We start from the raw sequence: 25,609 nt of genomic DNA, 5'->3' as shown, positions 1-25,609 counted from the left end.
CTTTCGATGGGATACGGCACGTGCGGGTGCGGGTGGGCGTTGCCGGAACAGCGGGTCAGACCGCGCTCAACTCCGGTGCGGCGACGGCCTGTTCGCCTGCCAGGCGGCGGTGCCAGGCCTGGACGACGGCTTCCTCCGTCGGCTTGGTGAGGAGGCTGACGGCGACGTAGGCGACGAGGCCGGCCAACAGGCCGTAGTAGATGGGCTCGTTGGCGAGGAGGCCGTCGGTCGTCATGAGGACGATGACCGTGGTGCCGCCCGCGATCATCGAGGCCATGGCGCCGGGGAGGTTGCCGCGCTTCCAGACGAGGCCGCCGAGGATGGGCACCAACAGGCCGCCGACGAGCAGGTTGTAGGCGACGGTGAGGGCCTCGATGACATCGCCGAGGGCGCAGGCGATGCCCATGGCCGCGACGCCGAGGACGACGATCGCGAGCCGGTTCGAGCCGATCTCGTCGCCGTCCTGTGAGCTTGTGCGGCGGCGCAGGCGCGCCCAGATGTCGTTGTTGGCGACGGTCGCCGAGGCGATCAGCGCGCCGCTCGCGGTGGACATCATCGCGGAGAGCGCGGCGGCCAGGACCAGGCCCCGGATGCCGGTGGGCAGGGCGTGCCGGACGATCGTCGCGAACGCGTCGTCGGCGCTGGCGAGTTGGGGGTAGAGGGACTTGGTGGCCATGCCGATGACGGCGCCTGCGAGGGCGTAGACCAGGCAGTAGACGCCGGCGACCGTGCCGCCCCAGGAGGCGACCTTGTCGGAGCGGGCGGTGAACACGCGCTGCCAGATGTCCTGTCCGATGAGCATGCCGAAGGTATAGATCAGCACGAAGGTGACGATGGTCTGGCCGCCGATGGAGGTCGGGGAGAAGTAGCCGTCCGGGAGCTTGTCCGCCATCTCGGAGAAGCCGCCCGCCCGGACCACGGCGATGGGCAGCAGCAGGACCAGCACACCGAGGCTCTTGACCACGAACTGCACCATGTCGGTGAGCGTGATGGACCACATGCCGCCGAGCGCCGAGTAGCCGACGACGATCGTGCCGCCGATGACGATCGCGACCCAGCGCGGCACGTCGAAGAGGACGTCGAAGACACTGGCGTACGCGATCGTGGACGTCACCACCAGCATCAGCGTGTAGATCCACATCACCACGCCGGAGATCACGGCGGCGGTGTCGCCGTAGCGCAGGGAGAGCATCTCGGCGACGGTGTAGACCTTGAGGCGGGCGATGCGGGCCGAGAAGAAGACCGACAGGGCCAGCAGTCCGAGGCCGATCGCGAAGACCATGGCGGCGCCGGAGATGCCGTAGGTGTAGCCCAGGCGTACGCCGCCGATGGTGGAGGCGCCGCCGAGTACGACGGCGGCCATCGTGCCCGTGTACATGAGCGGGCCGAGGCGCCGGCCGGCGACCAGGAAGTCGCTCTTGGACGCGGCGCGTTTCCTGCCCCACCAGCCCACGCCGATGATGCCCAGCAGGTATGCGGCCATGACGAAGTAGTCGACGGTCATCGGAGTCCTCCGGAAGCGGAATGAGCGGAGAGGTCGGAGAGATCGGAGAGAGTCGGCGACCGGGTGCGGGCCGGGCCGGGACAGTGCCCTGCGAGTGGCATGACGATATCGGCGCACGCGCCGGCGTCGCAGTGGCGGAATGGTCCAATATGGAGGCGACCATTGGATGAATCCGGCCGTCGCGCCCGCTACCCGGGCCGGGAGGATGTGCCCCCTCATGACCGAGTCTGCCGAGTCCACCGAGTCCGACCAGCCCTCCGTGCCGCTGAGCGTGCTGCTCGCCGACCCTGCGTTGGCCCTGCGCCAGATCGCGGGCCCGGCCGCCGGTGACCACCGGGTCAGCACGGTCGGCACCACGGAGATCGAGGACCCGTCGCCGTACCTGGTGGGCGGCGAACTGCTGCTCACCGCCGGCGTCCGCCTCCCGAGCGACGCGGCGGGCATCGACACGTATGTACGGGGAGTCGTCGGCGCCGGGGTGACCGCGCTCGGCTTCGGTGTCGTCCCCGTGCACGACGAGGTGCCGCCCGAACTCATCGCCGCCTGCGACCGCCACGGGCTTCCTCTGCTACGGCTGCCGCCGGCGACCCCGTTCGTGGCGGTCGGGCAGGCCACCTACGCGGCGATCGCCGAGGTCCGCAACCGTGAGCTGCGCGAGATCTCCCGGGCCCAGTCGGCGCTGGCCGCGGCCGCCGCCCGCCCGGACGCGCTGCGGGCGGTGCTCACCCAGCTCAGCGGGCACACCGGCGCGTGGGCGGTTCTGCACGACGCCCGGGGCCATGAACTGTTCAGCGCCGGTCCCCGGCCCGCGCCGCCGACACCGGGGCGGGTGCGCGAGCTCGCCGTGCGCACGATCGCCCGGGTCCGAACCGGCGCCGCCGGACGGTCAGTTCCGACCGCGGCGGCCGATCACGAGGGCGACACCCATCTGACCGTGCACACCCTGCCCGGAGCGGACGGCACCGCCACGGCACTCGCCCTCGGCCAGGCCGCCACCGCCGCTCCGACCCTGGTCCACCGCCAAGTCACCAGCACGGCGGCGGTGTTGCTGGCTCTGCTCACCAGTCCCCGGCACGCGTTGGGCACCGATACGCACAGCGCGGGGGCGTTGGTACGGCTGATGCTGGGGGCGGCACCGGCGGAGGTCGCGGGAGATCTGACACCTGCGGGGGCTTCGGAGGCGGGGCACTGGATCGTGGTCCACGGTCGGCACTCGTCCCCGCGCTCCGCCCAGGGCGACGATCCGGCCCAACTCGCCACGCTGGGCACGGCGTTGGGCACGCCCTATCTGTACGTCGAGGGCTCCGAGCTGAAGGCGCTGGTGCCGGGTGCGGCGGACGCTCGCCCCGAAGTGCCGGAGCAGGCAGCCGACTTGGGCTGGGTCCTCGGGTTCAGCACACCCGCGCCCGCCTCGGATCTGGCACACGCCGATGTGCGGGCCGGGCGGGCCCTGCAACGCGCGATCGCGGCGCAGGTGCCCGCCGTCGTCGACACCAGGGACCCGCTCACGGTCCACGGGATCGTCCCGTCCGCCGACGCAAGGGAGTTGGCCCGCACCCGGTTCGCCCCGCTGGACGGAGCCGCTTCTCCGGGTGCTCCCGTCCTCCTCGACACCCTGCGAACGTGGCTTGCCCTGCACGGCAGTTGGGACCGCACGGCGGCGGCCCTGCACGTCCACCGGAACACGGTTCGGCACCGTCTGGCACGGATCGCCGAACTGCTCGATGTGGACCTGCAGGACCCCGGCGTGCGGATGGAACTCTGGTTCGCCCTGGACTGGTTGCCGGACGAGGATCCGAACCAGGACCGCCCCGGTTAGGACCTAGCGGTAGCCGTCGGAGCGCTTGCGGTGGAGCGTGAAGTTCTCGAACACCGACAGGTCGCCGTTCGGCTTGTTCACGTTGTAGTAGGTCACGTGCATCCGGGTGGTGTCACCGGGGTGCGAGCCGGGGTCGACGGTGAACGCGGCGAAGCCGTAGGGGTGTTCGGTGTCCCGGACGCCGATCCAGACCGCCTCCTCCTTCGTGTACGTGGAGGTGCGCTTGCCGTTGGAGCCGGGGGTCGCCGAGACGGACGTGATGACCTTGCCGGTGCCGTCCTTGAAGAAGCTCTGGTTCGTGGTGCCCGAGACTCCGCCGCCGCCGAGGATCATGTGCACGGTGCCGAGGCCGGTGTCGATGGTGTCGGTGGCCGTGGAGACCGGGTTGGGGGTCAGCGTCTCGGTTCCGCTGACGACGCCGCGAACGGCCAGCGAGCGCTCGTAGTTGTGCTCGTGGCCGCAGAGGACCAGGTCGACGCCGTAGCGGTCGAAGAGGGGGCCGTACTTCTGGCGCAGGCCGAGGTCGGCGCCGTTGGCGTCGGTGGAGCTGACCATGACCTGGTGCATGGCGACGACGATCCAGTCGGTGTCGCGCGAGGCCCGGGCGGCCTTCAACTCCTTTTCCAGGAAGGCGAGTTGGCGTCCGCCGGAGTAGCCGTTGATGTAGACGTCGCCGCCGTCCTGGAGGCAGTTGTCGTCGTTCTGGAGCACGATGACCCGGACCGAGCCGGCCGTGAACGCGTAGTACAGGCCCGCGAGTTCGGCGTCGGTCTCGGTGGAGGGGAGCGCGAAGTAGGTCTGGTAGGCGCCGAGTCCGATCGGGCCGTTGGCCTTCTCGATCTCGTGGTTGCCGGCCGCCGGCATCCAGGGGCGGAAGCGGGCCGAACGGGTGTTGTTGGTGAAGAAGTTGTTCCAGGTGCGCACCCGGTCGACGTCCAGGTTGGCGTAGCAGAGGTCGCCGTTGAGGAGGTGGAAGAGCGGGGCGACCTGCTCGATGCCGGTGACGATGTCCTTCGTCGCGGGGGTGGAGTTCGCGTCGAGCCCGACCGTGCCGTTGGCGGCCCAGGTGACCTGCGGGGCGGACTGGTCGCCGAAGCTGGTGAAGGTGAGCGGCTTGCGTCCGCGCGGTGCGGTGCGGAACGTGCCGCTGTCGGGGGTCGCCCCGTCGTGGGTGGCGAGGTAGAGGTAGTCGGTGTCCGGGGTGAGCTTGTTCAGCGCGGCGTGGTGGACGTAGACGGTGCGGCTGGAGGTGCCGTCGACGTAGGTGACCGTGCGGGCCTTGGCGCTGGAGCCGAAGCCGTGCTCCAGCGTGCCGTAGCGCACGACGGGTCTGTTCACCGGTTTGTCGGTGATCCAGGAGACGTTCATCTGGGTGCGCGGGTCCGCGCCGAAGGTGAGGTGCAGGCCCTGGACCGGAGTCGCGCCGGAGGAGTCCGCGGTGAGGTGAAGGGCCGGGGCGGCGAGCGGTGCGGCCTGCGCCGTGCCTGCTCCCAGCAAGGGGGTGACGGCGGCGCCGGCGCCGGCCGTGCCGAGGAGTCCCAGCGCGTGGCGCCGGCTGAACCCCTCGGACGACTGCGTCGGCTCGTCCGGTGTCTCGGTCTGTGTGGTCATGGTGCCCTCCCTGGCGAGCAGTTGAGCTGACAACGTCCGCACATTGGCGCTTCCCGGCGGCCCCCGAGTGAACAGTGCGTTGCCAGACGGTCATCGCGGCACGGGGCGTCGGCGCCGGGACGGATTCTTGCCCCGCGCTTTGCCAGGGACCGCCCCTTCGTTGACACGGGCGGGCGGCCGGTCGCGGGGCGAGGCACCATTTCCGGCCACCGCCGGCACCGCGTCACGGGCGCGTCAAGAATCGGCGTTCCGGCGTCAGACGCGCGCCAACACGGCGATACCTCCGCTCTCTTCGGCCCTTCGATGGGACACGCAGACGTCTGTGTACGCCGAGGAGTGAGCGACGATGAGCAGTGACGGACGGGCCCGTGCCGTGGTCGGAGTGAGCGGTTCGCCGGGCAGCCTGGCGGCGCTGCACCGGGCGGTGCGGGAGGCCCGTCGTACCGACGCCGAACTGCTGGCCGTGCTCGCGTGGGAGCCGCCCGGCGGTGAACTCGCCCACGGGCGCTCGATGTTGGCGCCTCCGGTGTCCGGACTCCGGCGCGACGCCGCCGACCGTCTTCTCGCCGTGCTCGACTCGGCGTTCGGCGACACGGGTCCCGGGGTCCCGTTCCAGGGTCTGGTCGTCCGGGGTTCGGCGGGCCGCGCGCTGGTGGAGACCGCCGACCGTCCCGACGATCTCCTGGTCATCGGCGCGGGTCCGCGCGGCCCGTTCCGCGGCTTGTTCCCGTCGGTCACCCGCTACTGCGTCGCCCACACCACCTGCCCGGTCCTGACGGTGCCGCCGTCACCCCTGGAGGGCGAGCTGGCCGCGCTGCACCGCCGTATCTCGCTGCGGCTGGCGGTCGACGCACGGGAGTTGACGGAGGGCGGGGGCTGAGAAACGGGGACGGCTCCGACCGGGCATCGCACCCCCCGTCAGCAGGGCGTTATAGGTGCACCGCTCCCCGTCAAGCATCCGTCAGCGAGGCACCCGTACCCCCGCCCGGCGGGCATAGCTTCGAAGAGCGCCCGGTCGGACCGGCCGGGCCCCGCACCTCACCTTCCGCAAGGAGCCGCACGATGTCTCCAGTCGACCAGGCCGAGCAGACCGACCACGCCGAGGGCCTCAAGGACGCCGAGGACTCCGAGCCCGCCGAACGGTTCCCGGCCGGACTTCTGTACGTCCCGGTCCGGTCGGGTCCCGCGGGCTGCACGGCCCGGTTCTTCCGCACCCCGCTGGGCGGCCGTACGGCCGTCGGCTTCACCTCGGCTGAGCGGCTCGCCGCCACCCTGGGCGCCGAGCAGGCGAGCATCCGGCTCTCCGAACCCGCGCTGCGCGCCCTCGCCGCACCGCTCGGCGTGACCGCCCTCACCGTCGACCCGCAGTTCTCCGCCCCGGCGGCCGACCGTACGGCCGCTGCCGAGCGGGAGCGCGAGAACTCCTGGCGCCGCTGGCATCCCCAGCACGTCGGTGCCCTCCGGGTGACCGGCGCCGCCGCCGTCGTCGCCTGCCTGAACCTGCTGATCGGCTGAGGAGACACATCCATGTCCATCCTGGACGCCCCCGTTGTCCCGGTCGCCGACACCCACGACCTGTCCGTCTGGCCCGGCTCCACCCGTCCCTCCCCCACCGGCGACCTCTCCATCGGCGGTGTCTCGCTCGCCGAGGCCGCCGACCGGTTCGGGACCCCCGTCTACGTCCTCGACGAGCGGGAGATCCGCGAGCGCTGCCGTACGTACCGGACCGCGTTCCCGGAGGCCGATGTCGTCTACGCGGCCAAGGCGTTCCTGTGCCGGGCGATGGCCCACTGGGTGCGGGAGGAGGGGCTCGGTCTCGACGTCTGCTCGGCCGGTGAACTCGCGCTCGCCGTCACGACCGGTTTCCCGCCGGAGCGGATCGTGCTGCACGGCAACGCCAAGAGTCCGGAGGACCTGCGCACCGCGCTGCGCCTCGGGGTCGGCCGGATCGTCGTGGACAGCACCTCGGAGATCGCCCGGCTGGCCGCGATCACCCCGGCCGGCACCCGGCAGCAGGTGATGGTCCGGGTGGTGCCCGGCGTCGCGGCCGGCGCCCACGTCAAGGTGCGCACCGGCACCGACGACCAGAAGTTCGGTCTGTCGATCACCGACGGCTCCGCGCAGCACGCGGTGACCCGCATCCTGGACCAGCCGCACCTCGAACTCGTGGGCCTGCACTGCCACATCGGCTCCCAGATCGCCACCACGAAGCCGTACGTCGCCGCAATTCGGCGCATGGTGGGGCTGTTGGCCCGCATCCGCGACCAACACGGCGTCACGCTCCCGCAGTTGGACATCGGCGGCGGCCACGCGATCGCCTACCGTCCCGGCGAGGAACAGCTCGACATCCCCGTCCTCGCGGGCCGGATCCGCGCCGAACTGGAGGACGGCTGCGCCCGCGCCGGACTCCCTGTACCCCGGCTCACCCTCGAACCGGGCCGGGCGATCGTCGGCCCCGCCGGAGTCGCCGTCTACCGGGTCCTGGCGGTGAAGCGCACCGGCGACCGCACCTTCGTCGCGGTCGACGGCGGCATGAGCGACAACCCGAGGCCCGCGCTCTACGGCGTGCGCTACGCACCCCGGCTCATCGGCCGCCCCACGACCGCGCCGCCCCGCCTGGTCACCGTCGTGGGCCGGCACTGCGAGGCGGGCGACGTCCTCGCGGACGAGGTGGCGCTGCCCGGCGACGTCCACCCCGGCGACCTCCTCGCCGTACCGGCGGCCGGCGCCTACCACCTGTCCATGGCGTCCGGTTACAACCTCATCGGCCGCCCGCCGGTCGTCGCGGTGGCCGACGGGATCGCCCGCGTGCTCGTCCGCCGCGAGTCCCTGGACGACATGAGCCGCAGGGACATCGGGCTGTAGGTCCGGATGCCGCTCACAGGTCGAGCCGGTACGGCACCACGCACACGACGACATCCGTACGGGCTCGCAGCGCCGCCGCGAGGAGCAGCCCGCGCTGGTTCTGCAGGACCCGGTAGCGGCGGTGGCGGGGTTCGGCCTCCGGGATCAGGACGGCGATCTGACGGCTCCGTACGACACGCCGAGCACCGCCGGCAGTCCGGCGATCACGAGCGTCACCGGGAGGGTGGCATTGAGCGCGCCCGTACCGGCGGTGACGAGGACGAGGACGATCGCCTCAGGCCCGTAGGCCACCGAGCTGAGCGCGTCCAGGGACAGCGCGGCGAGCCCTTCGAGACTGGTCAGGTGGCTCCGGTCGCCCTCCCCCGGCCGCAGGGGGACTCGGGGCCGCAGTTCGCGGCGGGCCAGACCGAACGCCATGGATGTCCTCGCGGTGCCGGGGTGGGGGCTGTCCGGGGTCGGTGTGACCGGCCCCCGGCGCACCCGGCGTGCAGGACGCGCCCGGGTCGCGCACCCCGGCGGAAGCCCGCTCCACCAGGGCCGCAGACTGGTCTAGACCGCCCGGAGAGGCAAAGGTCACAGCCACGTCCTCTGCTGCTCACCTGCGCATTTGCCCTAGCATCCGAGCATGACGGTCCTGCCTGACGACGGGCTCTCGCTGGCCGCCGAGTTCCCTGACGCGACCCATGAGCAGTGGCAACGCCTGGTGGAAGGCGTACTGCGCAAGTCGGGCAAGGAAGTCTCGGGCGCGGCAGCGGAAGACGCCCTGTCCACCTCGCTGGAGGACGGCCTTCGGGCCCGCCCCCTGTACACCGCGGACGACTCCGCGCCCGACCCCGGCCTCCCCGGTTTCGCCCCCTTCGTACGGGGTGGCCGCGCCGAGGGCAACACCGTCGGCGGCTGGGACGTACGGCAGCGGCACACGACCGCCGACAACACCGCGGTCCTCGGCGACCTGGAGAACGGCGTCACCTCGCTGTGGCTGGTCACGGGCGAGCGCGGCATTCCGGTCGCGTCACTCGGCACCACCCTCGACGGCGTCTTTCTCGACCTGGCGCCCGTCGCCCTCGACGCGGGCAGCGAAGTCGAGCCCGCGGCAAGCGAGTTGCTCCGGCTGTACGAGGAGCGGGGCGTCGCGCCCGAAGCCGCCCGCGGCACCCTCGGCGCCGACCCGCTGGGCTTCGCGGCCCGCACCGGCAACGAGGGCTTCCCCTTCGCACCGGTCGCCGCACTCGCCCGGCGCTGCGCCGAGGGATACCCGGGGCTGCGCGCGCTGACCGTGGACGCGCTGCCGTACCACGAGGCCGGCGGTTCGGCGGCACAGGAGCTGGGCGCCTCGCTGGCGACCGGTGTGGCCTACCTGCGTGAGTTGACCGAGGCGGGCCTGAGCGTCGAACAGGCCGTGGGGCAGCTGGAGTTCAGGTACGCGGCGACTGCCGACCAGTTCCTCACGATCGCCAAGCTGCGGGCCGCGCGCAGGCTCTGGGCACGCGTGACCGAGGTGTGCGGGGCGCCGGGCGGGCAGATGCAGCACGCGGTGACCTCGCCGGTGATGATGTCCCGCCGTGACCCGTGGGTGAACATGCTGCGCACGACGGTCGCGACGCTGGCCGCCGGGGTGGGCGGCGCCGAGTCCGTCACCGTGCTGCCCTTCGACCACGCGCTGGGCCTGCCGGACGCGTTCGCGCGCCGGATCGCCCGCAACACCTCGACGATCCTGGTCGAGGAGTCGCACCTGTCCCGGGTGATCGACCCGGCGGGCGGCTCCTGGTACGTGGAGCGCCTCACGGACGAACTCGCCCACGCGGGCTGGGAGTTCTTCCAGCACATCGAGCAACAGGGCGGCCAGGCAGCCGCGTTGCGCTCCGGCAGCCTCCGCGACGACCTCGCCGCGACCTGGGCGACCCGCAGCGCGAAGCTCGCCAAGCGCCGCGAACCCATCACCGGCGTAAGCGAGTTCCCGAACCTCACCGAGCGCCTCCCGGAGCGCGCACCCGCTCCCGCGGAACCCTCCGGCGGCCTGCCGCGCGTGCGCCGCGACGAGGCCTACGAGGAACTCCGCGCCCGCTCCGACGCCCACCTCGCGGCGACCGGCTCCCGGCCGCGCATCTTCCTGGCGGCGCTCGGCCCGGCCGCCGCGCACACCGCCCGCCTGTCCTTCGCGTCGAACCTGTTCCAGGCGGGCGGCATCGAGCCCGTCACCACGGGATCGTTCGCGGACAGCGGCGCCACCGAGGCCTGCCTGTGCTCCAGCGACGCGCTGTACGAGGAGCAAGCGGCCACCGTCGCCGGGGAGTTGAAGGCGGCGGGTGCCGGGCACGTGTTCCTCGCGGGCCGTCCCGGGCAGTACTCCGGTGTCGACGCCTACGTCTTCGCGGGCTGCGACGCCGTGGCCGTCCTCTCCGCCACCCTCGACCGCATGGGAGTGTCCTGATGGCAGCGATGGGGCGCATCCCCGACTTCTCCGGGATCGAGCTGGGCACCCCGGCCCCCGAAGCCGGTACCGGTACCGACGAGTGGCGTGACGCCGTCAAGAAGGCGGCCGACGGCGACGACCTCCTGTGGGAGACCCCGGAGGGCATCGCGGTCAAACCCCTGTACACGGGGCACGACTTGGAGGGCCTGGACTTCCTCGCCACCTACCCGGGCATCGCGCCGTACCTGCGCGGCCCGTACCCGACGATGTACGTCAACCAGCCCTGGACGATCCGTCAGTACGCGGGTTTCTCCACGGCCGAGGAGTCCAACGCCTTCTACCGCCGCAACCTCGCGGCCGGCCAGAAGGGCCTCTCCGTCGCCTTCGACCTGCCCACGCACCGGGGTTACGACAGCGACCACCCGCGCGTGACCGGTGACGTCGGCATGGCGGGCGTGGCGATCGACTCGATCTACGACATGCGCCAGCTCTTCGACGGCATCCCGCTCGACAAGATGACCGTGTCGATGACGATGAACGGCGCGGTACTTCCGGTGCTGGCGCTCTACATCGTTGCGGCGGAGGAACAGGGCGTACCGCCCGAGAAGTTGGCCGGGACCATCCAGAACGACATCCTCAAAGAGTTCATGGTCCGCAACACCTACATCTATCCGCCGAAGCCGTCGATGCGGATCATCTCCGACATCTTCGCGTACACCTCGCAGCGGATGCCCCGCTACAACTCCATCTCCATCTCCGGCTACCACATCCAAGAGGCGGGCGCGACAGCCGACTTGGAGCTGGCGTACACCCTCGCGGACGGGGTCGAGTACATCCGGGCGGGCCGCGAGGCGGGGATGGACGTGGACGCGTTCGCCCCCCGACTGTCCTTCTTCTGGGCGATCGGCATGAACTTCTTCATGGAGATCGCGAAGCTGCGCGCGGCCCGCCTCCTCTGGGCCAAGCTGGTCAAGCAGTTCGACCCGCAGAACGCCAAGTCCCTCTCCCTGCGCACCCATTCACAGACCTCGGGCTGGTCACTGACCGCACAGGACGTCTTCAACAACGTGACGCGTACGGCCGTGGAGGCCATGGCGGCCACGCAGGGCCACACGCAGTCGCTGCACACCAACGCCCTGGACGAGGCCCTCGCGCTGCCCACCGACTTCTCGGCACGCATCGCCCGCAACACGCAGTTGTTGATCCAACAGGAGTCAGGCACAACCCGGGTGATCGACCCCTGGGGCGGCAGCGCGTACGTGGAGAAGCTGACCTACGACCTGGCCCGCCGCGCCTGGCAGCACATCGAGGAGGTCGAGGCGGCGGGCGGCATGGCCAAGGCCATCGACGCGGGCATCCCGAAGCTCCGGATCGAGGAGGCCGCGGCCCGCACCCAGGCCCGCATCGACTCCGGCCGCCAGCCGGTCATCGGCGTCAACAAGTACCGCGTGGAGACCGACGAGCAGATCGACGTCCTCAAGGTCGACAACTCCTCCGTCCGCACCCAACAGATCGAGAAACTACGGCGGTTGCGCGCGGAACGCGACGAACAGGCCACCCAGGACGCGTTGCACGCCCTGACCCGGGCGGCGGGCGGTGAGGGCAACCTCCTGGAGCTGGCGGTGAACGCGGCCCGCGCGAAGGCGACGGTCGGCGAGATCTCCGACGCGCTGGAGAAGGTCTACGGGCGGCACGCGAGCCAGATCCGTACGATCGCCGGTGTGTACCGCACCGAAGCAGGCGACTCCCCGTCCGTCGAACGCACCCGCACCCTCGTCTCCGAGTTCGAGGAGTCCGAGGGCCGCCGCCCCCGCATCCTGGTCGCCAAGATGGGCCAGGACGGCCACGACCGCGGCCAGAAGGTGATCGCCACCGCCTTCGCCGACCTCGGCTTCGACGTGGACGTCGGCCCGCTGTTCCAGACCCCCGGTGAGGTGGCCCGCCAGGCCGTGGAGGCGGACGTGCACATCGTCGGAGTCTCCTCGCTGGCCGCCGGACACCTCACCCTCGTACCGGCGTTGAAGGAGTCCCTCGCCGAGGAGGGCCGCGAGGACATCATGATCGTGGTCGGCGGAGTGATCCCGCCCCAGGACGTCCCCACCCTCCTGGAGATGGGCGCGGCGGCCGTGTTCCCGCCCGGGACGGTGATCCCGGACGCGGCCTACGACTTGGTGCGACGACTGGCCGCCGACCTCGGGCACACCCTGTGATCGAGCTCGACACCTATGTGAAGGGCGTGCTCGACGGCAAGCGCGCCCTGGTTGCCCGCGCCATCACCCTCGTCGAGTCGACGAAGCCCCAACACCGGGTCATGGCGCAGGAGTTGCTGACCGCACTCCTCCCCCACAGCGGCCAGGCCCGCCGTATCGGCATCAGCGGCGTACCGGGCGTGGGCAAGTCGACGTTCATCGACGCGTTCGGCACGCTGCTGACGTCGCAGGGTTTCCGGGTCGCGGTCCTGGCCGTAGACCCCTCCTCCAGCCGCACAGGCGGCTCGATCCTCGGCGACAAGACCCGCATGGAACGCCTGGCCGTCGACCCGGCCGCCTTCGTCCGCCCCTCCCCCACCGCCGGCACGCTGGGCGGCGTCGCGAAGGCGACCCGCGAGTCCATCGTGGTGATGGAGGCGGCGGGCTACGACGTCGTCCTCGTCGAGACGGTGGGCGTAGGCCAGTCGGAGACGGCGGTGGCCAACATGGTCGACTCGTTCCTCCTTTTGACCCTGGCCCGCACCGGCGACCAACTCCAGGGCATCAAGAAGGGCGTCCTGGAGTTGGCGGACGTCATCGCCGTGAACAAGGCGGACGGGCCGCATGAGCGCGACGCGAAGAGCGCGGCGCGTGAACTGGCAGGCGCACTAAGGCTGATGCACCCCGCCGACGCGGCCTGGACCCCGCCGGTCCTGAGCTGCAGCGCGCGTGAGGGCACGGGCCTGGACACAGTCTGGGAACGCCTCGAACAACACCGCTCACTGCTGGAGTCGACGGGCCGCCTGGCGACGAAGCGCAGCGAGCAGCAAGTGGACTGGACGTGGACGATGGTCCGCGAAGAACTCCTGGGCCGCCTCAACGCCGATCCGACCGTACGTGCACTGGCTCCGGACCTGGAACGCCAGGTACGCGAGGGCGAGTTGACAGCAACCCTGGCGGCTGAGCGCATCCTGCAAGCCTTCGAAACCCGGCAAGCGGACATTCCCTAGGGGCGCGGGGAACTGCGCGACCAGCCCCCACCGGGCCCGCAGACAAGAATCGACGCACCCACCCCAAACCCTTTAGGCTGGCGGCGCAGCTGGTTCGCCCCGTCACCCAGACGGACGCGTCGCAAGAGGGAACCCGGTGAAACTCCGGGACTGCCCCGCAGCGGTAAGCGAGAACGACCGCCGTCATACGCACTGGGCCCACAACAGGACCTGGGAAGCGACGGCCAGTAGGTGACCTCCGGTCCAACCGGAGGCCGTGCCCGCAAGTCCGAAGACCTGCCAACTGCCCACGTACGGAAGAAGATCCCGTACGCGGAACCCCGGTGACCTCGTGGGCGGGTCGGCGTACACATCGGCGGTCACGACAACCGCCCGATCTGACGTTCCTTCGCGCCCCCGTCCCCCACCGGGACCTCAGGGAGACATCTCGCGAAGGAGAGTTCCGTGACAACGAAGTCCGCAGCCGCGGCAGCACGGGCAACCGTCCACGGCTACCCCCGCCAGGGCAGGGGCCGTGAACTGAAGAAGGCCATCGAGGGCTATTGGAAGGGCCGCGTAGACGCAGACGCCCTCCGCACCACCGCCACCGAACTGCGCCGCACGAACTGGCAGCACCTGACCGACGCCGGCATCCACGAGGTACCCACCGGCGACTTCTCGTACTACGACCACGTCCTGGACACCACCGTCATGGTCGGCGCGATCCCCGCCCGCCACCGCACCGCCGTAGAACTCGACGCACTGGACGGCTACTTCGCGATGGCACGCGGCACCCAGGACGTGGCGCCGCTGGAGATGACGAAGTGGTTCGACACCAACTACCACTACCTCGTGCCCGAGTTGAGCCCGGACACGGTCTTCACCGCCAGCTCCACCAAGCAGGTGTCGGAGTTGAAGGAGGCCCTCGCGCTCGGCCTCACCGCCCGCCCGGTGCTGGTCGGCCCGATCACCTACCTCCTGCTCGCCAAGCCCGCCCCCGGCGTCTCCGCGGACTTCGACCCGCTGACCCTCCTGGACCGGCTGCTCCCCGTCTACGCCGAGGTCCTCGCCGACCTCCGCGCGGCGGGCGCGGAGTGGGTACAGCTCGACGAACCCGCCCTCGTCCAGGACCGCACCCCGGCCGAACTGAACGCCACCACCCGCGCGTACCGCGACCTCGGCGCCCTCACGGACCGCCCGAAGCTCCTGGTCGCCTCCTACTTCGACCGCCTCGGCGACGCCCTGCCGGTACTGGCGAAGGCACCGGTGGAGGGCCTCGCCCTGGACTTCACCGAGTCCGCCGCCGCCAACCTCGACGACCTCGCCTCCGTAGGCGGACTCCCCGGCAAGCGCCTGGTCGCGGGCGTGGTCAACGGCCGCAACATCTGGGTCAACGACCTCACCAAGTCCCTTGCCACCCTGGGCACGTTGCTCGGACTGGCCGACCGGGTCGACGTGGCCGCGTCCTGCTCGCTGCTCCACGTTCCGCTGGACGCCGCAGCCGAGCGGGACATCGAGCCGCAGATCCTGCGCTGGCTGGCGTTCGCGCGGCAGAAGACGGCCGAGATCGTCACGCTCGCCAAGGGCCTGGCCCAGGGCACCGACACGATCGCCGCCGAACTCGCCGCCAGCCGCGCCGACTTGGCCTCCCGCGCCGGTTCCGCACTCACCAGCGACCCCGCCGTACGCGCCCGGGCAGCCGCCGTCACGGACACCGACGCCCGCCGCTCCCACCCGTACCCGGAGCGGACGACGGCCCAGCGCGCGCACCTCGGGCTGCCACCGCTGCCGACCACCACCATCGGCTCTTTCCCCCAGACCGCCGAACTCCGCACGGCCCGGGCCGACTTGAGGGCACGGCGGATCGACACGGCCGGTTACGAGGAGCGGATCAGGGCCGAGATCCAGGAAGTGGTCTCGTTCCAGGAGAAGACCGGCCTGGACGTCCTCGTGCACGGCGAGCCCGAACGCAACGACATGGTCCAGTACTTCGCCGAGCAGCTCACCGGCTACCTCGCCACACAGCACGGCTGGGTCCAGTCCTACGGCACCCGTTACGTCCGCCCGCCGATCCTGGCCGGCGACATCTCACGCCCGGAACCGATGACGGTGCGCTGGACGACGTACGCCCAGTCGCTCACCTCGCGCCCGGTCAAGGGGATGCTCACCGGACCGGTCACCATGCTCGCCTGGTCCTTCGTCCGCGACGACCAGCCGCTCGGCGAGACGGCCCGGCAGGTCGCCCTGGCCCTGCGCGACGAGGTCAACGACCTTGAGGCAGCCGGGACTTCGGTCATCCAGGTCGACGAACCCGCCCTGCGCGAGACCCTCCCGCTGCGCGCGGCGGACCGGGAGGCGTATCTCGCCTGGGCCACCGAGGCGTTCCGGCTGACCACCGCCGGGGTCCGGCCGGAGACGCAGGTCCACACGCACATGTGCTACGCCGAGTTCGGTGACATCGTGCAGGCCATCGACGACCTGGACGCGGACGTCATCAGCCTGGAGGCGGCCCGCTCGCACATGCAGGTCGCGCGCGAGCTGGCCGAGCACGGTTATCCGCGTGAGGCGGGACCGGGTGTCTACGACATCCACTCCCCACGCGTACCGAGCACGGCCGAGGCAGCGGCCTTGCTGCGCAACGGACTTGAGGCCATCCCGGCGGAGCGGCTGTGGGTCAACCCGGACTGCGGTCTGAAGACACGCGGCTGGCCGGAGACCCGTGCGTCCCTGGAGAACCTGGTCGCCGCGGCCCGCACGGTCCGCGAGGAGCTGGCCGGTTCCTGATCCGACGGAGTGGGGCGGCCGGGAGGACACCCTCACGGCCGCCCCGCCCTGAGACGATGATCCGCACAGCCCGCAGAACTGGAGCGCCGAAGTGACCAGCCGCATCACCCTGATCTCACCGGCGATGAACCGGTCCCTGCGGGAGACCCGGTTCGACGACGGTAGCCCGCTCGACCCGAGCGGCAGGGCCCGCGCCGAGGCAGCGGTCGGTTCGCTCCGGACGGCCGACCGGGTGCTGGTCTCCCCGACCACCCGCTGTCTGGAGACGGCGTCCGCGTTGGGCCTGACGGCCGTGCCGGAGCCCGAGTTGGCGGGTCTGGACATGGGGAGTTGGCGGGGCCTGACGCTCGACGACGTGATGACACGGGAGCCGGACGGGTTCACGGCCTGGATGACGGACCCGGACGCGGCGCCCCACGGCGGCGAGTCCGTGCGGGCACTCTGCGAGCGGGCGGCCCGCTGGCTGGACGCGGCGGCCGGGTTCGAGGGCAGGACCCTCGCGGTGGTCGAGCAGGAATTCGTCCGAGCGCTGGCAGTCACGATTCTCGACGCCCCCGGGCCCGCCTTCTGGCGGCTCGACGTACGCCCCCTGACCGCGACCGACCTCAGCGGACACTCCGGGCGCTGGAATCTACGGCTCGGACGGGATCTGGGGACCGACGTGCGCTAGCGCGATACCCCTTCACTCACCACGTCACGTGCAACGCATACGGGGAACGGTGGATCATCGTCGGCCGCATGGTGACCGGACGGTCCTCCGCGAGCCGTAGGCCGGGCAGGCGGGTCGTCAACTCCTCCAGGGTGAGGCGGAGTTGTTCGCGGGCCAACTGTGAGCCCGGGCAGCTGTGCACGCCGAAGCCGAAGGCGAGGTGGCGGCTCGGGGTGCGGGTGATGTCGAAGACGTCGGCGCGTGCGTGGCGTTCCTCGTCGCGGTTGGCCGCGCCGAAGGCGACGAACAGCGTTGCTCCGGCGGGGAGTTCGGTACCGGCGAGGACGACCGGCCGGGTGGTGACCCTGCGGAAGCCCTGCAGCGAGGTGTCGTAGCGGGCCGCCTCCTCGATCGCGGCGGGGATGCGATCGGGCTCGGCGCAGAGCAGCTCCCACTGGTCCCGGTGCCGGAGGAGATGCAGGACCGTCGTGCCGATGAGCGCGGTGGTGGTGAGGTGACCGGCGATGAGCAAGTTCTGGAGATGGGCGACCAGTTGGTGCCGGTGCTCCAGGGTCAGGTCGCCGTCCCCCTCGTCGGTCACCGACGTGATCAGTTCCGTACAGAGGTCCTGGCCGGGGTGTGCGTGGCGCTCCTGTACGTAGCGGTCGAGGGTGCGTTGCATCGCGACGACGTCCTCCGCCGCGGCGATCTGCTCGCCCTCCTCCAGCGGGCGGAAGAGCAACTCCTCGGCGCGGTGGCCGCCGTGGACGACTCCGGGTACGTCGGCGGGGTCGAGGCCGACGATCCTGCCGACGACCTCGCCGGGGAGCCGTCTGGCGTACGCGGACATCAACTCGACGTGTCCGTGCTCGCGTTGCTCGTCCTCGAACGTGTCCACCAGGGCGGCGGCACGCTCGGCGGCGTAGGGCAGGACGGCCGTGACCCGGGACGGCGAGAGGCCGCGGACGATGGGTGCGCGCAGCTGCTGATGCTGTGCGCCGTCCGACGTGACGACGACGGGGCGTCCGCCGAAGCCGCCACCGAGGGCAGCCAGCGCGGCGGGCGCCGGCAGGACGTCGGGCCGTAGGGCCATCGAGGAGGAGAAGTCCTCGGGGCGGCGCAGGACTTCGCGAACGTCGGTGTCCCGGGCGACGAGCCAGGCGTCGAGTTCGGCGAGGTGGGTGAGGCCCTCGGCCTGGCGTGCCCGGGTGTAGGCCGGGTACGGGTCGCGCTGCAAGTCGTCGAGCCTGGCGTGCAGTTCGCGGTCCACGGGACACCCTCCGGCCGATGGCGTGATGCGGTGCGGTGCGGGTCGGGCTCATCGTGCCGGACGGGTGTCCCGTTGCGGTAGGGAACTTCCGGGCAGTTCGGGCCAGTTGGTCAGAACACGATCGTCCAGCCCTCGCGTGCGGCCTGGTCGGCGGTGTACGAAACGCCGTGCACCTTCAGGCCGTTGGCGTCGAGGAGGGTGATCTCGCCGCCCTGGTTGCCGAGTTGGACGCCGTCGGTGAGCGGGACGAGCAGGGTGGCGCCCGGGGCGAGGAGGCCGGCCGGTACCGCACAGGAGTGGCCAAGGCGGTCCCGGACCCGCCAGCCGGTCGGGTCGAGCGGGTCGGGTGAGGCGTTGAGCAGCGTCACGCTCTCCGACTCGGGCGCCGGGCCGCGCGGGTTGACCAGGGCCGCCACGACGCGGACGGGCTGGCTGCCGGGGTCGGGGCGCGAACCGTCGGTGTCCTCCAGGGTGTGGCCGGTGGTGTCGTCGGTGTGCCAGGACTGGCTCTGGAAGGCGAGGAAGATGCCGACCCAGCGGGACTGTGCCGGGAAGTGGACGAGGAGGCCGCCGTCCTGCCAGACCCCGTCGTCGCCGCTGAAGCGGCGGCTGTTGCCCTGGTTCATGTGGATGTCGTGGACGCCGTTGCCCGGCAGGAAGCCGAACACCTTGTCCTTGACGGTCGGTTCGGGGCCGAAGCGCTCGCCGAAGACGTACAGCCGCGCGTCCGGGTCGTCCACCGCGCGCCGTACGTAGTGGTCGAGGAGGTCGGCCAGGTCGTTGTCGGGACCGCTCGCGTCCGGCGGGAGGGTGCGGAGTTGCGCCGGGTCGAAGAGGTTGCCGCGCACGAAGTCGAGGTTCGGGCCGCCGGGTCCGGGCAGCAGGGTGTTCCAGCCGCTCGGGAGGCCCTCCAGGCGGGCGGTGACCGGGTGTTGGAAGTCCTCGTTGACGAGGTAGAGCAGCTCGGAGGGCTGCTCCGCGGACAGGACGTTGACCGCGGCTCGGAAATGTGTGCCCGAGTCGTCCGTCAGATGGATCTGGTAGTGCGGTGTACCGGCGGCGCCCTCGCGCCTCGTGTCCACCGCGCGCGTGATCAGAACGCCGTAGGCCTTCAGTGGCATGACGACCAACTCCCCCTGCGGGCAGGCGGGATGCCCGCCCATGAAGGAAAGGGTAGGGGGGAGGCGCCCGCTCCGGCCGGGACGCGGGGAAACTCGGGGCGGCCGTCCGGTGTACGTCTCCGTACCTGTGAACCGCTAGGCCAAGGGTGTGAGCCGCCGGTGAAAGTACCGCCGATCAAGAAGCGTTCTCTACGATCCATACATGGTCAACTTCCGTCTCGAACGTACGGCTCCGCTTCCCCTTGAGGAGGCGTGGCGCCGGTTGACGGAGTGGCCACGCCACGCGGATGTCGTCCCGCTGACCCGGGTCACCGTGGTCACTCCCCCGCCGACCCGTGAGGGCACGGTGTTCGTCGCCCGCTCCGGGCTCGGCCCGCTCGGTTTCGACGACCGGATGGAGGTCACGGTGTGGCGCCCGCCGACGGACGACGAGCCCGGTCTGGTCCGGCTGGAGAAGCGGGGGCGGGTCGTCACCGGCTGGGCGGAGATCGAGGTGCGGCCGGGGCCGGGGGGCCGTAGCCGCGTGGTGTGGGAGGAGGAGCTGGCGGTCCGCTTCCTGCCGGGTTTCTTCGACCGGCCGCTGCGGTGGGCCGCGCGGTCGATGTTCGGGCGGGCGGTGAACGGGCTGCTGAGACGGGCGTAGTGCAGCCAGTCCTTACGGGGTCAGTCCCTACGGGGTCACCCCCTACGGAGTCAGTCCTTCCGGCCCGTCACCGCGACCGTCACGCCCAGCCCGATCATCGTGAGGCCGCCGACCCCGCCCACCGCGGACAGCCGGCGCGGTGACCGTGCGAACCAGTCCCTGGCCGTGGACGCGACCAGCCCCCACACGCTGTCGGAGGCCAGGGCGATGATGTTGAAGACCAGGCCGAGCAGCAGCATCTGGCTGGTGACGTGGCCCTGTTCGCGGTCCACGAACTGGGGCAGTACGGCGGCGAAGAACACGATCGTCTTGGGGTTGGCCACCCCGACGGCGAACCCCTCCCACAGGGTGCGCAGCCCGCTGTGCGGAGCCGTCTCCTCGCCCTCGAACACGGCCCGCAGCGACCCGCGTTGGCGCCACGCCTTCACCCCGAGGAACACCAGGTAGGCCGCGCCGGCGAGCTTCAGTGCCGTGAAGACGAGCACCGAGCGCTCCACCAGCGAGCCGACGCCGAGCGCGACCGCCACGACGAGAAGGTAGGCGCCGAGGGTGTTGCCGACGACGGTGGTCAGCGCGGCCCGGCGGCCGTGGGCCAGCGCCCGCCCGATCACGAACAGCACGCTGGGGCCGGGGACGATGATCAGCAGGAAGGACAGCGCCGCGAAGGCGACAAGTCGGTCGGTGGACACCATGGGGCCATGGAAGACGGGGCGCCCCGGGCCCGCAACTCATTTCCGGGTGCCCCGAGCCCGATGCCCGGCAAGGGGAACGAACGCCCTAGTGTGATGGACCCAAGCGTGATGGCTCTGAACGGCCCTTCCGGGCACGGGAATCAGGAGAGGTGACCGGCGACATGTCGCTTCGCCCCGGGGACACGGAGTCGATCGGCGGTTACACGCTGGTCGACCGGCTCGGCAGCGGTGGGATGGGTGTCGTGTACCTCGGGCGCTCGGCTTCGGGACGGCAGGTCGCCGTCAAGGTCGTGCACGCGCAGTACGCGCTGGACGAGGAGTTCCGCGCCCGCTTCCGGCAGGAGATCGCCGCCGCCCGCCGGGTGAGCGGAGCGTTCACCGCCCCCGTCGTGGACGCCGACCCGGACGCCGAACTCCCGTGGATGGCCACGCTCTACGTGCCCGGCCGCACCCTGGCCGAAGCCATCGAGAAGGACGGCCCGTTGCGCGGCCGGGCCCTGCGCACCCTCGCGCTGGGTCTCGTCGAGGCGCTGCGGGACATCCACCAAGCGGGCGTCGTGCACCGGGACTTGAAGCCCAGCAACGTCCTGCTCGCCGAGGACGGGCCCCGCGTCATCGACTTCGGCATCTCCCGCGCCGCCGACAACCAGACCCTCACCGTGACGGGCCGGTTGATCGGCACCCCGCCCTTCATGTCCCCGGAGCAGTTCGCCGCACCCCGGGACGTCACCGCCGCCTCCGACGTCTTCTCGCTCGGCTCGCTCCTCGTCTACGCGGCCACCGGCAACCGCCCTTTCGACGGCGCCAGCCCGTACTTGACGGGCTATCAAGTCATGCATGAGCAGCCCCGGTTGGACGGGGTGCCCGAGCCGCTGCGGAGCATCGCCGAGCACTGTCTGGACAAGGACGCGGCGGCCCGCCCCCAACTCGCCCAACTGCACGGCCTGTTGATGGCCCTGCCCGAGGACGAGACCGGGCCCGGATCCAGGTCCGAACCCGCCACGGTGACGGACTTCCCGGGAACGCCACGCCCCCGCCGCGCCGCTCCGGAGACCTTCCCGAGCGACGGCCAACGCCCGCGCCGGGCCCGGCGGTTGGTCATCGCCGTCGCCACCGCACTCGCCGTCACCGCGCTCGGCCTCACGACCCTGCACTGGATGTCGGACCGCACCACGGACACGGGCACACCGGCCGCGTCCACGTCCTCCGCCACGATGACCCTGCCCGCCGGCTGGAAGGCATGGCGGTCGAGCCTGCTCACCGCCAAGAAGGACATCCCCCTCGACTACGGCGAGTCCGGCTGCGCGACGGGAAGCGGCACCGTGTACTGCGCGGGCACCGGCTTCACGGTCACCGCGTTCGACGCCGCCTCCGGCAGGGTCGGCTGGCGGTCGGGCACCAGCCCGGAGACCGCACGTCCCGTCGGCGTCCGGGACGGCCGCGTCTACACCTACGTCAAGCCGGACTCCTCCCCATCCTTCAACCCACGGCGCCTGGTCGCCCTGGACGCGAAGACCGGCACCCGGCTCTGGCAGCACCCGGTGAGCGACGACCGCAACGCCGTCCTGTTCGACGGCGGCGTCCTGGCGATGGACACGGACGCGACGCGGTTCGTCGCCTACGACAGGTCCGGCCACCAACTGTGGACCGCCGCGGCGCGGTCGAAGGTCGGCGACGCCTGCACCCCGACCGTGCTGGACGGCGCCCCCTACGGCCTGTGCACACCGGCGGACGACCCCTCCAAGGGCGAGGTCGGCCTGCTGCGCCTGGACCCGAAGACCGGCACGTCGAAGGAGATCGACCAACTCCCCACGGGCGCGCTGCCGTTGGGGATGATCGACGGGCGGTTGCTGTTCGCGGTGCCGAAGCTGGCGGAGGGCTACTTCGCCAGCGGCGAGGACCAGCCGTACACCACGCTGGAGGAGTTGACGCCCGCCGGTGGCGGCGAGCGCGTCCCGCTGCCGGGCGCGACGCGCGGCACGCCCACCCTCGTCAAGGGTGTCATCTACTTCGTCCGCCCGAACGGCACGGTCACCGCCGTGCGCGCATCCGACGGCAAGTGGCTGTGGCAGCGGGAGACGGACACCGAGAACCTGTCGACGCCGGTGTTCTCCGCGAAGTTCAACAGGCTCTACTTCTCCAACCAGTTCGGCCGTCTGCTCGCCCTGAACCGGAGCACCGGCGCCGTCGAGTGGAGCACGTCCGCGCTGTCGAACCCCGGCGACTCGACGGGCGACACCCCGCCGTACGTCCTGCTGGTCAAGGACGCGCTCGTGGCCGTGGCGGGCGACACGGTGTTCTCCGTACGACCGCCCGCGGGGCGCTGAGCCGAACCGCTCAGGCCACCGAGCCGATCCGCCCGGCGGGCAGCGAGGTCGCGTCGTGGTGGATCGGGGTGTGCGCCCCGGTGAGTGAAATGCCGCTGCCGCCACGCCTGTTGGCGACGATCTCCGCGGCGATCGACAGGGCCGTCTCCTCGGGCGTACGCGCGCCGAGGTCGAGCCCGATCGGGGACCTCAGGCGGGCCAACTCCATTTCGGTGACGCCGACTTGGCGCAGGCGTTCGTTGCGGTCGAGGTGGGTGCGGCGGGAGCCCATCGCGCCGACGTACGCCACCGGGAGGCGCAGGGCGAGGTGGAGCAGGGGTACGTCGAACTTGGCGTCGTGGGTGAGGACGCACAGGACGGTACGGGCGTCGACGTCCGTGCGGGCGAGGTACTTGTGGGGCCACTCGACGACGATCTCGTCGGCGTCGGGGAAGCGCGTCCGGGTGGCGAAGACGGGGCGGGCGTCGCACACCGTCACGTGGTAGTTCAGGAACTTGCCGATGCGGACCAGTGCCGAGGCGAAGTCGATCGCGCCGAACACGATCATCCGGGGCGGCGGGACCGACGACTCGACCAGGACCGTGAGCGGGGCGCCGCAGCGGGAGCCCTGCTCGCCGATCTCGACCGTGCCGGTGCGGCCCGCGTCCAGATAGGCACCGGCCTCGGCGGCGACCGTGCGGTCCAGTTCGGGATGGGCGCCGAACCCGCCGTCGTAGGAACCGTCGGGGTGGACGACAATCGCGCGGCCCCGCAAGGGAGTTGGGCCGGAGACGATGCGGGCCAGGGCCGCCGCCCCACCGCTCGTCGCGGTCGCGAGGGCGGCGGTGATCACCGGGCGGGCGGGGTCGCCGGCCCGTACCGGTGTGACGAGGATGTCGATGACTCCGCCGCAGGTCAGGCCGACGGCGAAGGCGTCCTCGTCGCTGTAGCCGAAGCGCTCCAGGACGGTTTCGCCGTCCGCGAGGGCCTGTTGGCACAGTTCGTAGACCGCGCCTTCCACACAGCCCCCGGAGACCGAGCCGATCGCCGTGCCCTCGGTGTCCACCGCGAGGGCGGCGCCGGGCTGACGGGGCGCGCTGCCACCGACGGCCACCACGGTGGCTACGGCGAAGTCGCGGCCCTGCTCGACCCACCGGTGCAGCTCTTCGGCGATGTCCAGCATCTCTCGGTCTCCTAACGGGGTTGAGGGGAAGGGCAGTTCGGGTCCGGCTAGTGCACGCCGAGCCAACTCTCCACCGGGTTGAGCGCGAAGTACACGAGGAAGATGACCGTCAGCCCCCACATGAAGGCGCCGATCTCCCGTGCCTTGCCCTGGGCGGCCTTGATGGCGACGTACGAGATGACTCCCGCGGAGACGCCCGCGGTGATGCTGTAGGTGAACGGCATCACAACTACCGTCAGGAAGACAGGGATTGCGGTGGCCCGGTCGGCCCAGTCCACGTGCCGGGCGTTCATCAGCATCATCGAGCCGATGACGACGAGGGCGGCGGACGCGACCTCCTGCGGGACGATCGCGGTGACCGGGGTGAAGAAGAGACAGGCGGCGAAGAACAGCCCGGTGACGACGGAGGCGAGGCCGGTGCGAGCCCCCTCCCCCACACCGGTCGCCGACTCGATGAAGACGGTCTGGCCGGAGCCGCCCGCCACACCGCCGATCGCGCCGCCGGCGCCGTCGATGAACAGCGCCTTCGACAGACCCGGCATCCGGCCCTTGGAGTCGGCGAGTTGGGCTTCCGTGCCGACGCCGATGATGGTGGCCATCGCGTCGAAGAAGCCGGCCAGGACGAGCGTGAAGACGATCATGCCGACCGTCATCGCGCCGACCTTGCCCCAACCCCCGAACTCCACATCGCCGAAGAGCGAGAAGTCCGGCATCGAGACCGCGCTGCCGTGCAGTTCGGGGGCGGCGCCGCTGGCCCACTGCCTGGGGTCGATGACCCCGGCGGCGTTCAGGACCGCGGCGACGACCGTGCCGGTGATGATGCCGATGAGGATGGCGCCGGGCATGTTGCGGGCCTGGAGCATGAAGATCAGCAGCAGGGTGCCTGCGAACAACAGGACGGGCCAGCCCGCGAGTTCACCCGCCGGGCCCAGGGTGAGCGGGGTCGCCTTGCCCTGGTGCACGAAGCCGGATTTGTAGAAGCCGATGAGCGCGATGAACAGGCCGATGCCCATCGTGATGCCGTGTTTCAGCGCGAGCGGAATCGCGTTCATGATCATCTCGCGCAGGCCGGTGACGACCAGCAGCATGATGACCACGCCGTACAGCACGCACATGCCCATCGCCTGCGGCCAGGTCATCTGCGGGGCGACCTGCGAGGAGAGCACACCGGAGACGGAGAGTCCGGCGGCGAGGGCGAGGGGCACCTTGCCGACGAAGCCCATCAGGAGCGTGGTGAAGGCCGCTGCGAACGCGGTCGCGGTGATCAGGCCTTTCTGGCCGAGCGTGTCTCCCGCGACGTCCTTGCCGGACAGGATCAGGGGGTTGAGCAGCAGGATGTACGCCATCGCCATGAAGGTGGTGACTCCGCCGCGCACCTCGCGCGCGACGGTCGATCCTCGCCGGGATATGTGGAAGTACCGGTCGAGCCAGGACCGGCCGGCCGGGACGCGGGTTCCTTCACCCGCGTCTTCGGCGGCGGTCCTGGGTTCCACTGACTGCTGGGTCATGGGGCCATCTCCCAAGGTTCACAGGGGCACCCGTCGGCCGCCTCGGCGGCGCGCGGGATTTGG

At 71.3% G+C, this 25,609-nt stretch carries 18 protein-coding genes, 1 pseudogene and 1 riboswitch; of the genes and pseudogenes, 11 read left to right on the top strand and 8 right to left on the bottom strand.

Translation table 11 applies throughout. The annotated features are described in order from the left end of the window. Positions 1-55: 55 nt before the first annotated feature. The gene (locus tag ACIBK4_RS26930) at positions 56-1,504 is read right to left on the bottom strand and encodes a sodium:solute symporter (RefSeq protein WP_398998380.1); all 1,449 of its coding nucleotides are present in this window, start codon (positions 1,502-1,504) and stop codon (positions 56-58) included. A gap of 217 nt (positions 1,505-1,721) precedes the next feature. Here ACIBK4_RS26930 and ACIBK4_RS26925 point away from each other — a divergent pair, with 217 nt between their 5' ends. Then, positions 1,722-3,323: a PucR family transcriptional regulator gene (locus ACIBK4_RS26925; protein ID WP_398998378.1), complete on the top strand. Its 1,602-nt coding sequence runs from the start codon at positions 1,722-1,724 to the stop codon at positions 3,321-3,323. Positions 3,324-3,326: 3 nt separating this feature from the next. Here ACIBK4_RS26925 and ACIBK4_RS26920 read toward each other — a convergent pair whose 3' ends face one another. Next, positions 3,327-4,934: a purple acid phosphatase family protein gene (locus ACIBK4_RS26920; RefSeq protein WP_398998376.1), complete on the bottom strand. Its 1,608-nt coding sequence runs from the start codon at positions 4,932-4,934 to the stop codon at positions 3,327-3,329. Between the two features lie 346 nt (positions 4,935-5,280). Here ACIBK4_RS26920 and ACIBK4_RS26915 point away from each other — a divergent pair, with 346 nt between their 5' ends. The 3 genes from ACIBK4_RS26915 to lysA all read left to right on the top strand — a co-directional run bounded on the left by ACIBK4_RS26915 (position 5,281) and on the right by lysA (position 7,799). Then, a complete protein-coding gene (locus ACIBK4_RS26915) occupies positions 5,281-5,814 on the top strand; it encodes a universal stress protein (RefSeq protein WP_398998374.1) in 534 nt (177 codons plus the stop codon). Between the two features lie 182 nt (positions 5,815-5,996). Further along, positions 5,997-6,449 carry an SAV_915 family protein gene (locus tag ACIBK4_RS26910; RefSeq protein ID WP_398998372.1) on the top strand — a complete coding sequence of 151 codons (453 nt, stop codon included), beginning with the start codon at positions 5,997-5,999 and terminating at the stop codon, positions 6,447-6,449. A gap of 12 nt (positions 6,450-6,461) precedes the next feature. Next, positions 6,462-7,799 carry a diaminopimelate decarboxylase gene (lysA, locus tag ACIBK4_RS26905; RefSeq protein ID WP_398998370.1) on the top strand — a complete coding sequence of 446 codons (1,338 nt, stop codon included), beginning with the start codon at positions 6,462-6,464 and terminating at the stop codon, positions 7,797-7,799. A 159-nt stretch (positions 7,800-7,958) separates the two neighbouring features. Here lysA and ACIBK4_RS26900 read toward each other — a convergent pair. Then, positions 7,959-8,216, bottom strand: a pseudogene (locus ACIBK4_RS26900) (amino acid permease); the annotation flags it as partial. 208 nt (positions 8,217-8,424) lie between these two features. Here ACIBK4_RS26900 and ACIBK4_RS26895 point away from each other — a divergent pair. The 5 genes from ACIBK4_RS26895 to ACIBK4_RS26875 all read left to right on the top strand — a co-directional run bounded on the left by ACIBK4_RS26895 (position 8,425) and on the right by ACIBK4_RS26875 (position 16,844). Next, positions 8,425-10,230 (top strand): methylmalonyl-CoA mutase family protein, encoded by a 1,806-nt coding sequence (locus ACIBK4_RS26895; RefSeq protein WP_398998368.1) that lies wholly within the window; start codon positions 8,425-8,427, stop codon positions 10,228-10,230. Beyond that, a complete protein-coding gene (gene scpA / locus ACIBK4_RS26890; protein WP_398998366.1) occupies positions 10,230-12,422 on the top strand; it encodes a methylmalonyl-CoA mutase in 2,193 nt (730 codons plus the stop codon). The genes ACIBK4_RS26895 and scpA overlap by 1 nt, the downstream gene beginning before the upstream one ends. Continuing rightward, positions 12,419-13,411, top strand: a complete 993-nt coding sequence (gene meaB / locus ACIBK4_RS26885; protein ID WP_398998364.1) for a methylmalonyl Co-A mutase-associated GTPase MeaB — start codon at positions 12,419-12,421, stop codon at positions 13,409-13,411. The genes scpA and meaB overlap by 4 nt, the downstream gene beginning before the upstream one ends. A 73-nt stretch (positions 13,412-13,484) precedes the next feature. Next, a riboswitch (cobalamin riboswitch) is annotated at positions 13,485-13,710 on the top strand. 145 nt (positions 13,711-13,855) lie between these two features. Continuing rightward, positions 13,856-16,174: a 5-methyltetrahydropteroyltriglutamate--homocysteine S-methyltransferase gene (metE, locus tag ACIBK4_RS26880; RefSeq protein WP_398998361.1), complete on the top strand. Its 2,319-nt coding sequence runs from the start codon at positions 13,856-13,858 to the stop codon at positions 16,172-16,174. Positions 16,175-16,265: 91 nt separating this feature from the next. Further along, complete coding sequence (locus ACIBK4_RS26875) at positions 16,266-16,844, top strand: histidine phosphatase family protein (RefSeq protein ID WP_398998359.1); 579 nt, start codon at positions 16,266-16,268, stop codon at positions 16,842-16,844. Between the two features lie 16 nt (positions 16,845-16,860). Here the strand turns inward: ACIBK4_RS26875 and ACIBK4_RS26870 are convergent, their stop codons facing one another. After that, the gene (locus tag ACIBK4_RS26870; RefSeq protein WP_398998357.1) at positions 16,861-18,093 is read right to left on the bottom strand and encodes a cytochrome P450; all 1,233 of its coding nucleotides are present in this window, start codon (positions 18,091-18,093) and stop codon (positions 16,861-16,863) included. Between the two features lie 110 nt (positions 18,094-18,203). After that, positions 18,204-19,214 (bottom strand): DUF2278 family protein, encoded by a 1,011-nt coding sequence (locus tag ACIBK4_RS26865; protein ID WP_398999194.1) that lies wholly within the window; start codon positions 19,212-19,214, stop codon positions 18,204-18,206. A 202-nt stretch (positions 19,215-19,416) separates the two neighbouring features. On the opposite strand from ACIBK4_RS26865, the gene ACIBK4_RS26860 reads away from it, so the two are divergent. Continuing rightward, the gene (locus tag ACIBK4_RS26860) at positions 19,417-19,857 is read left to right on the top strand and encodes an SRPBCC family protein (RefSeq protein ID WP_398998355.1); all 441 of its coding nucleotides are present in this window, start codon (positions 19,417-19,419) and stop codon (positions 19,855-19,857) included. Positions 19,858-19,907: 50 nt separating this feature from the next. Here the strand turns inward: ACIBK4_RS26860 and ACIBK4_RS26855 are convergent, their stop codons facing one another. Then, the gene (locus ACIBK4_RS26855) at positions 19,908-20,549 is read right to left on the bottom strand and encodes a LysE family translocator (protein WP_398998353.1); all 642 of its coding nucleotides are present in this window, start codon (positions 20,547-20,549) and stop codon (positions 19,908-19,910) included. A 161-nt stretch (positions 20,550-20,710) separates the two neighbouring features. On the opposite strand from ACIBK4_RS26855, the gene ACIBK4_RS26850 reads away from it, so the two are divergent. Further along, positions 20,711-22,876 (top strand): PQQ-binding-like beta-propeller repeat protein, encoded by a 2,166-nt coding sequence (locus ACIBK4_RS26850; RefSeq protein ID WP_398998351.1) that lies wholly within the window; start codon positions 20,711-20,713, stop codon positions 22,874-22,876. 10 nt (positions 22,877-22,886) lie between these two features. Here the strand turns inward: ACIBK4_RS26850 and ACIBK4_RS26845 are convergent, their stop codons facing one another. Together ACIBK4_RS26845 and ACIBK4_RS26840 are read right to left on the bottom strand one after the other, a co-directional pair. Then, positions 22,887-24,038, bottom strand: coding sequence for an XdhC family protein (locus ACIBK4_RS26845; protein ID WP_398998349.1), 1,152 nt, complete (start codon positions 24,036-24,038; stop codon positions 22,887-22,889). Positions 24,039-24,085: 47 nt separating this feature from the next. Beyond that, positions 24,086-25,546 carry an NCS2 family permease gene (locus ACIBK4_RS26840; RefSeq protein ID WP_398998347.1) on the bottom strand — a complete coding sequence of 487 codons (1,461 nt, stop codon included), beginning with the start codon at positions 25,544-25,546 and terminating at the stop codon, positions 24,086-24,088. Positions 25,547-25,609: the final 63 nt, after the last annotated feature.

It is taken from the genome of Streptomyces sp. NPDC050528, from assembly GCF_044457795.1.
GTDB lineage: Bacteria > Actinomycetota > Actinomycetes > Streptomycetales > Streptomycetaceae > Streptomyces.
This window is presented reverse-complemented; position numbering and strand designations above follow the sequence as displayed.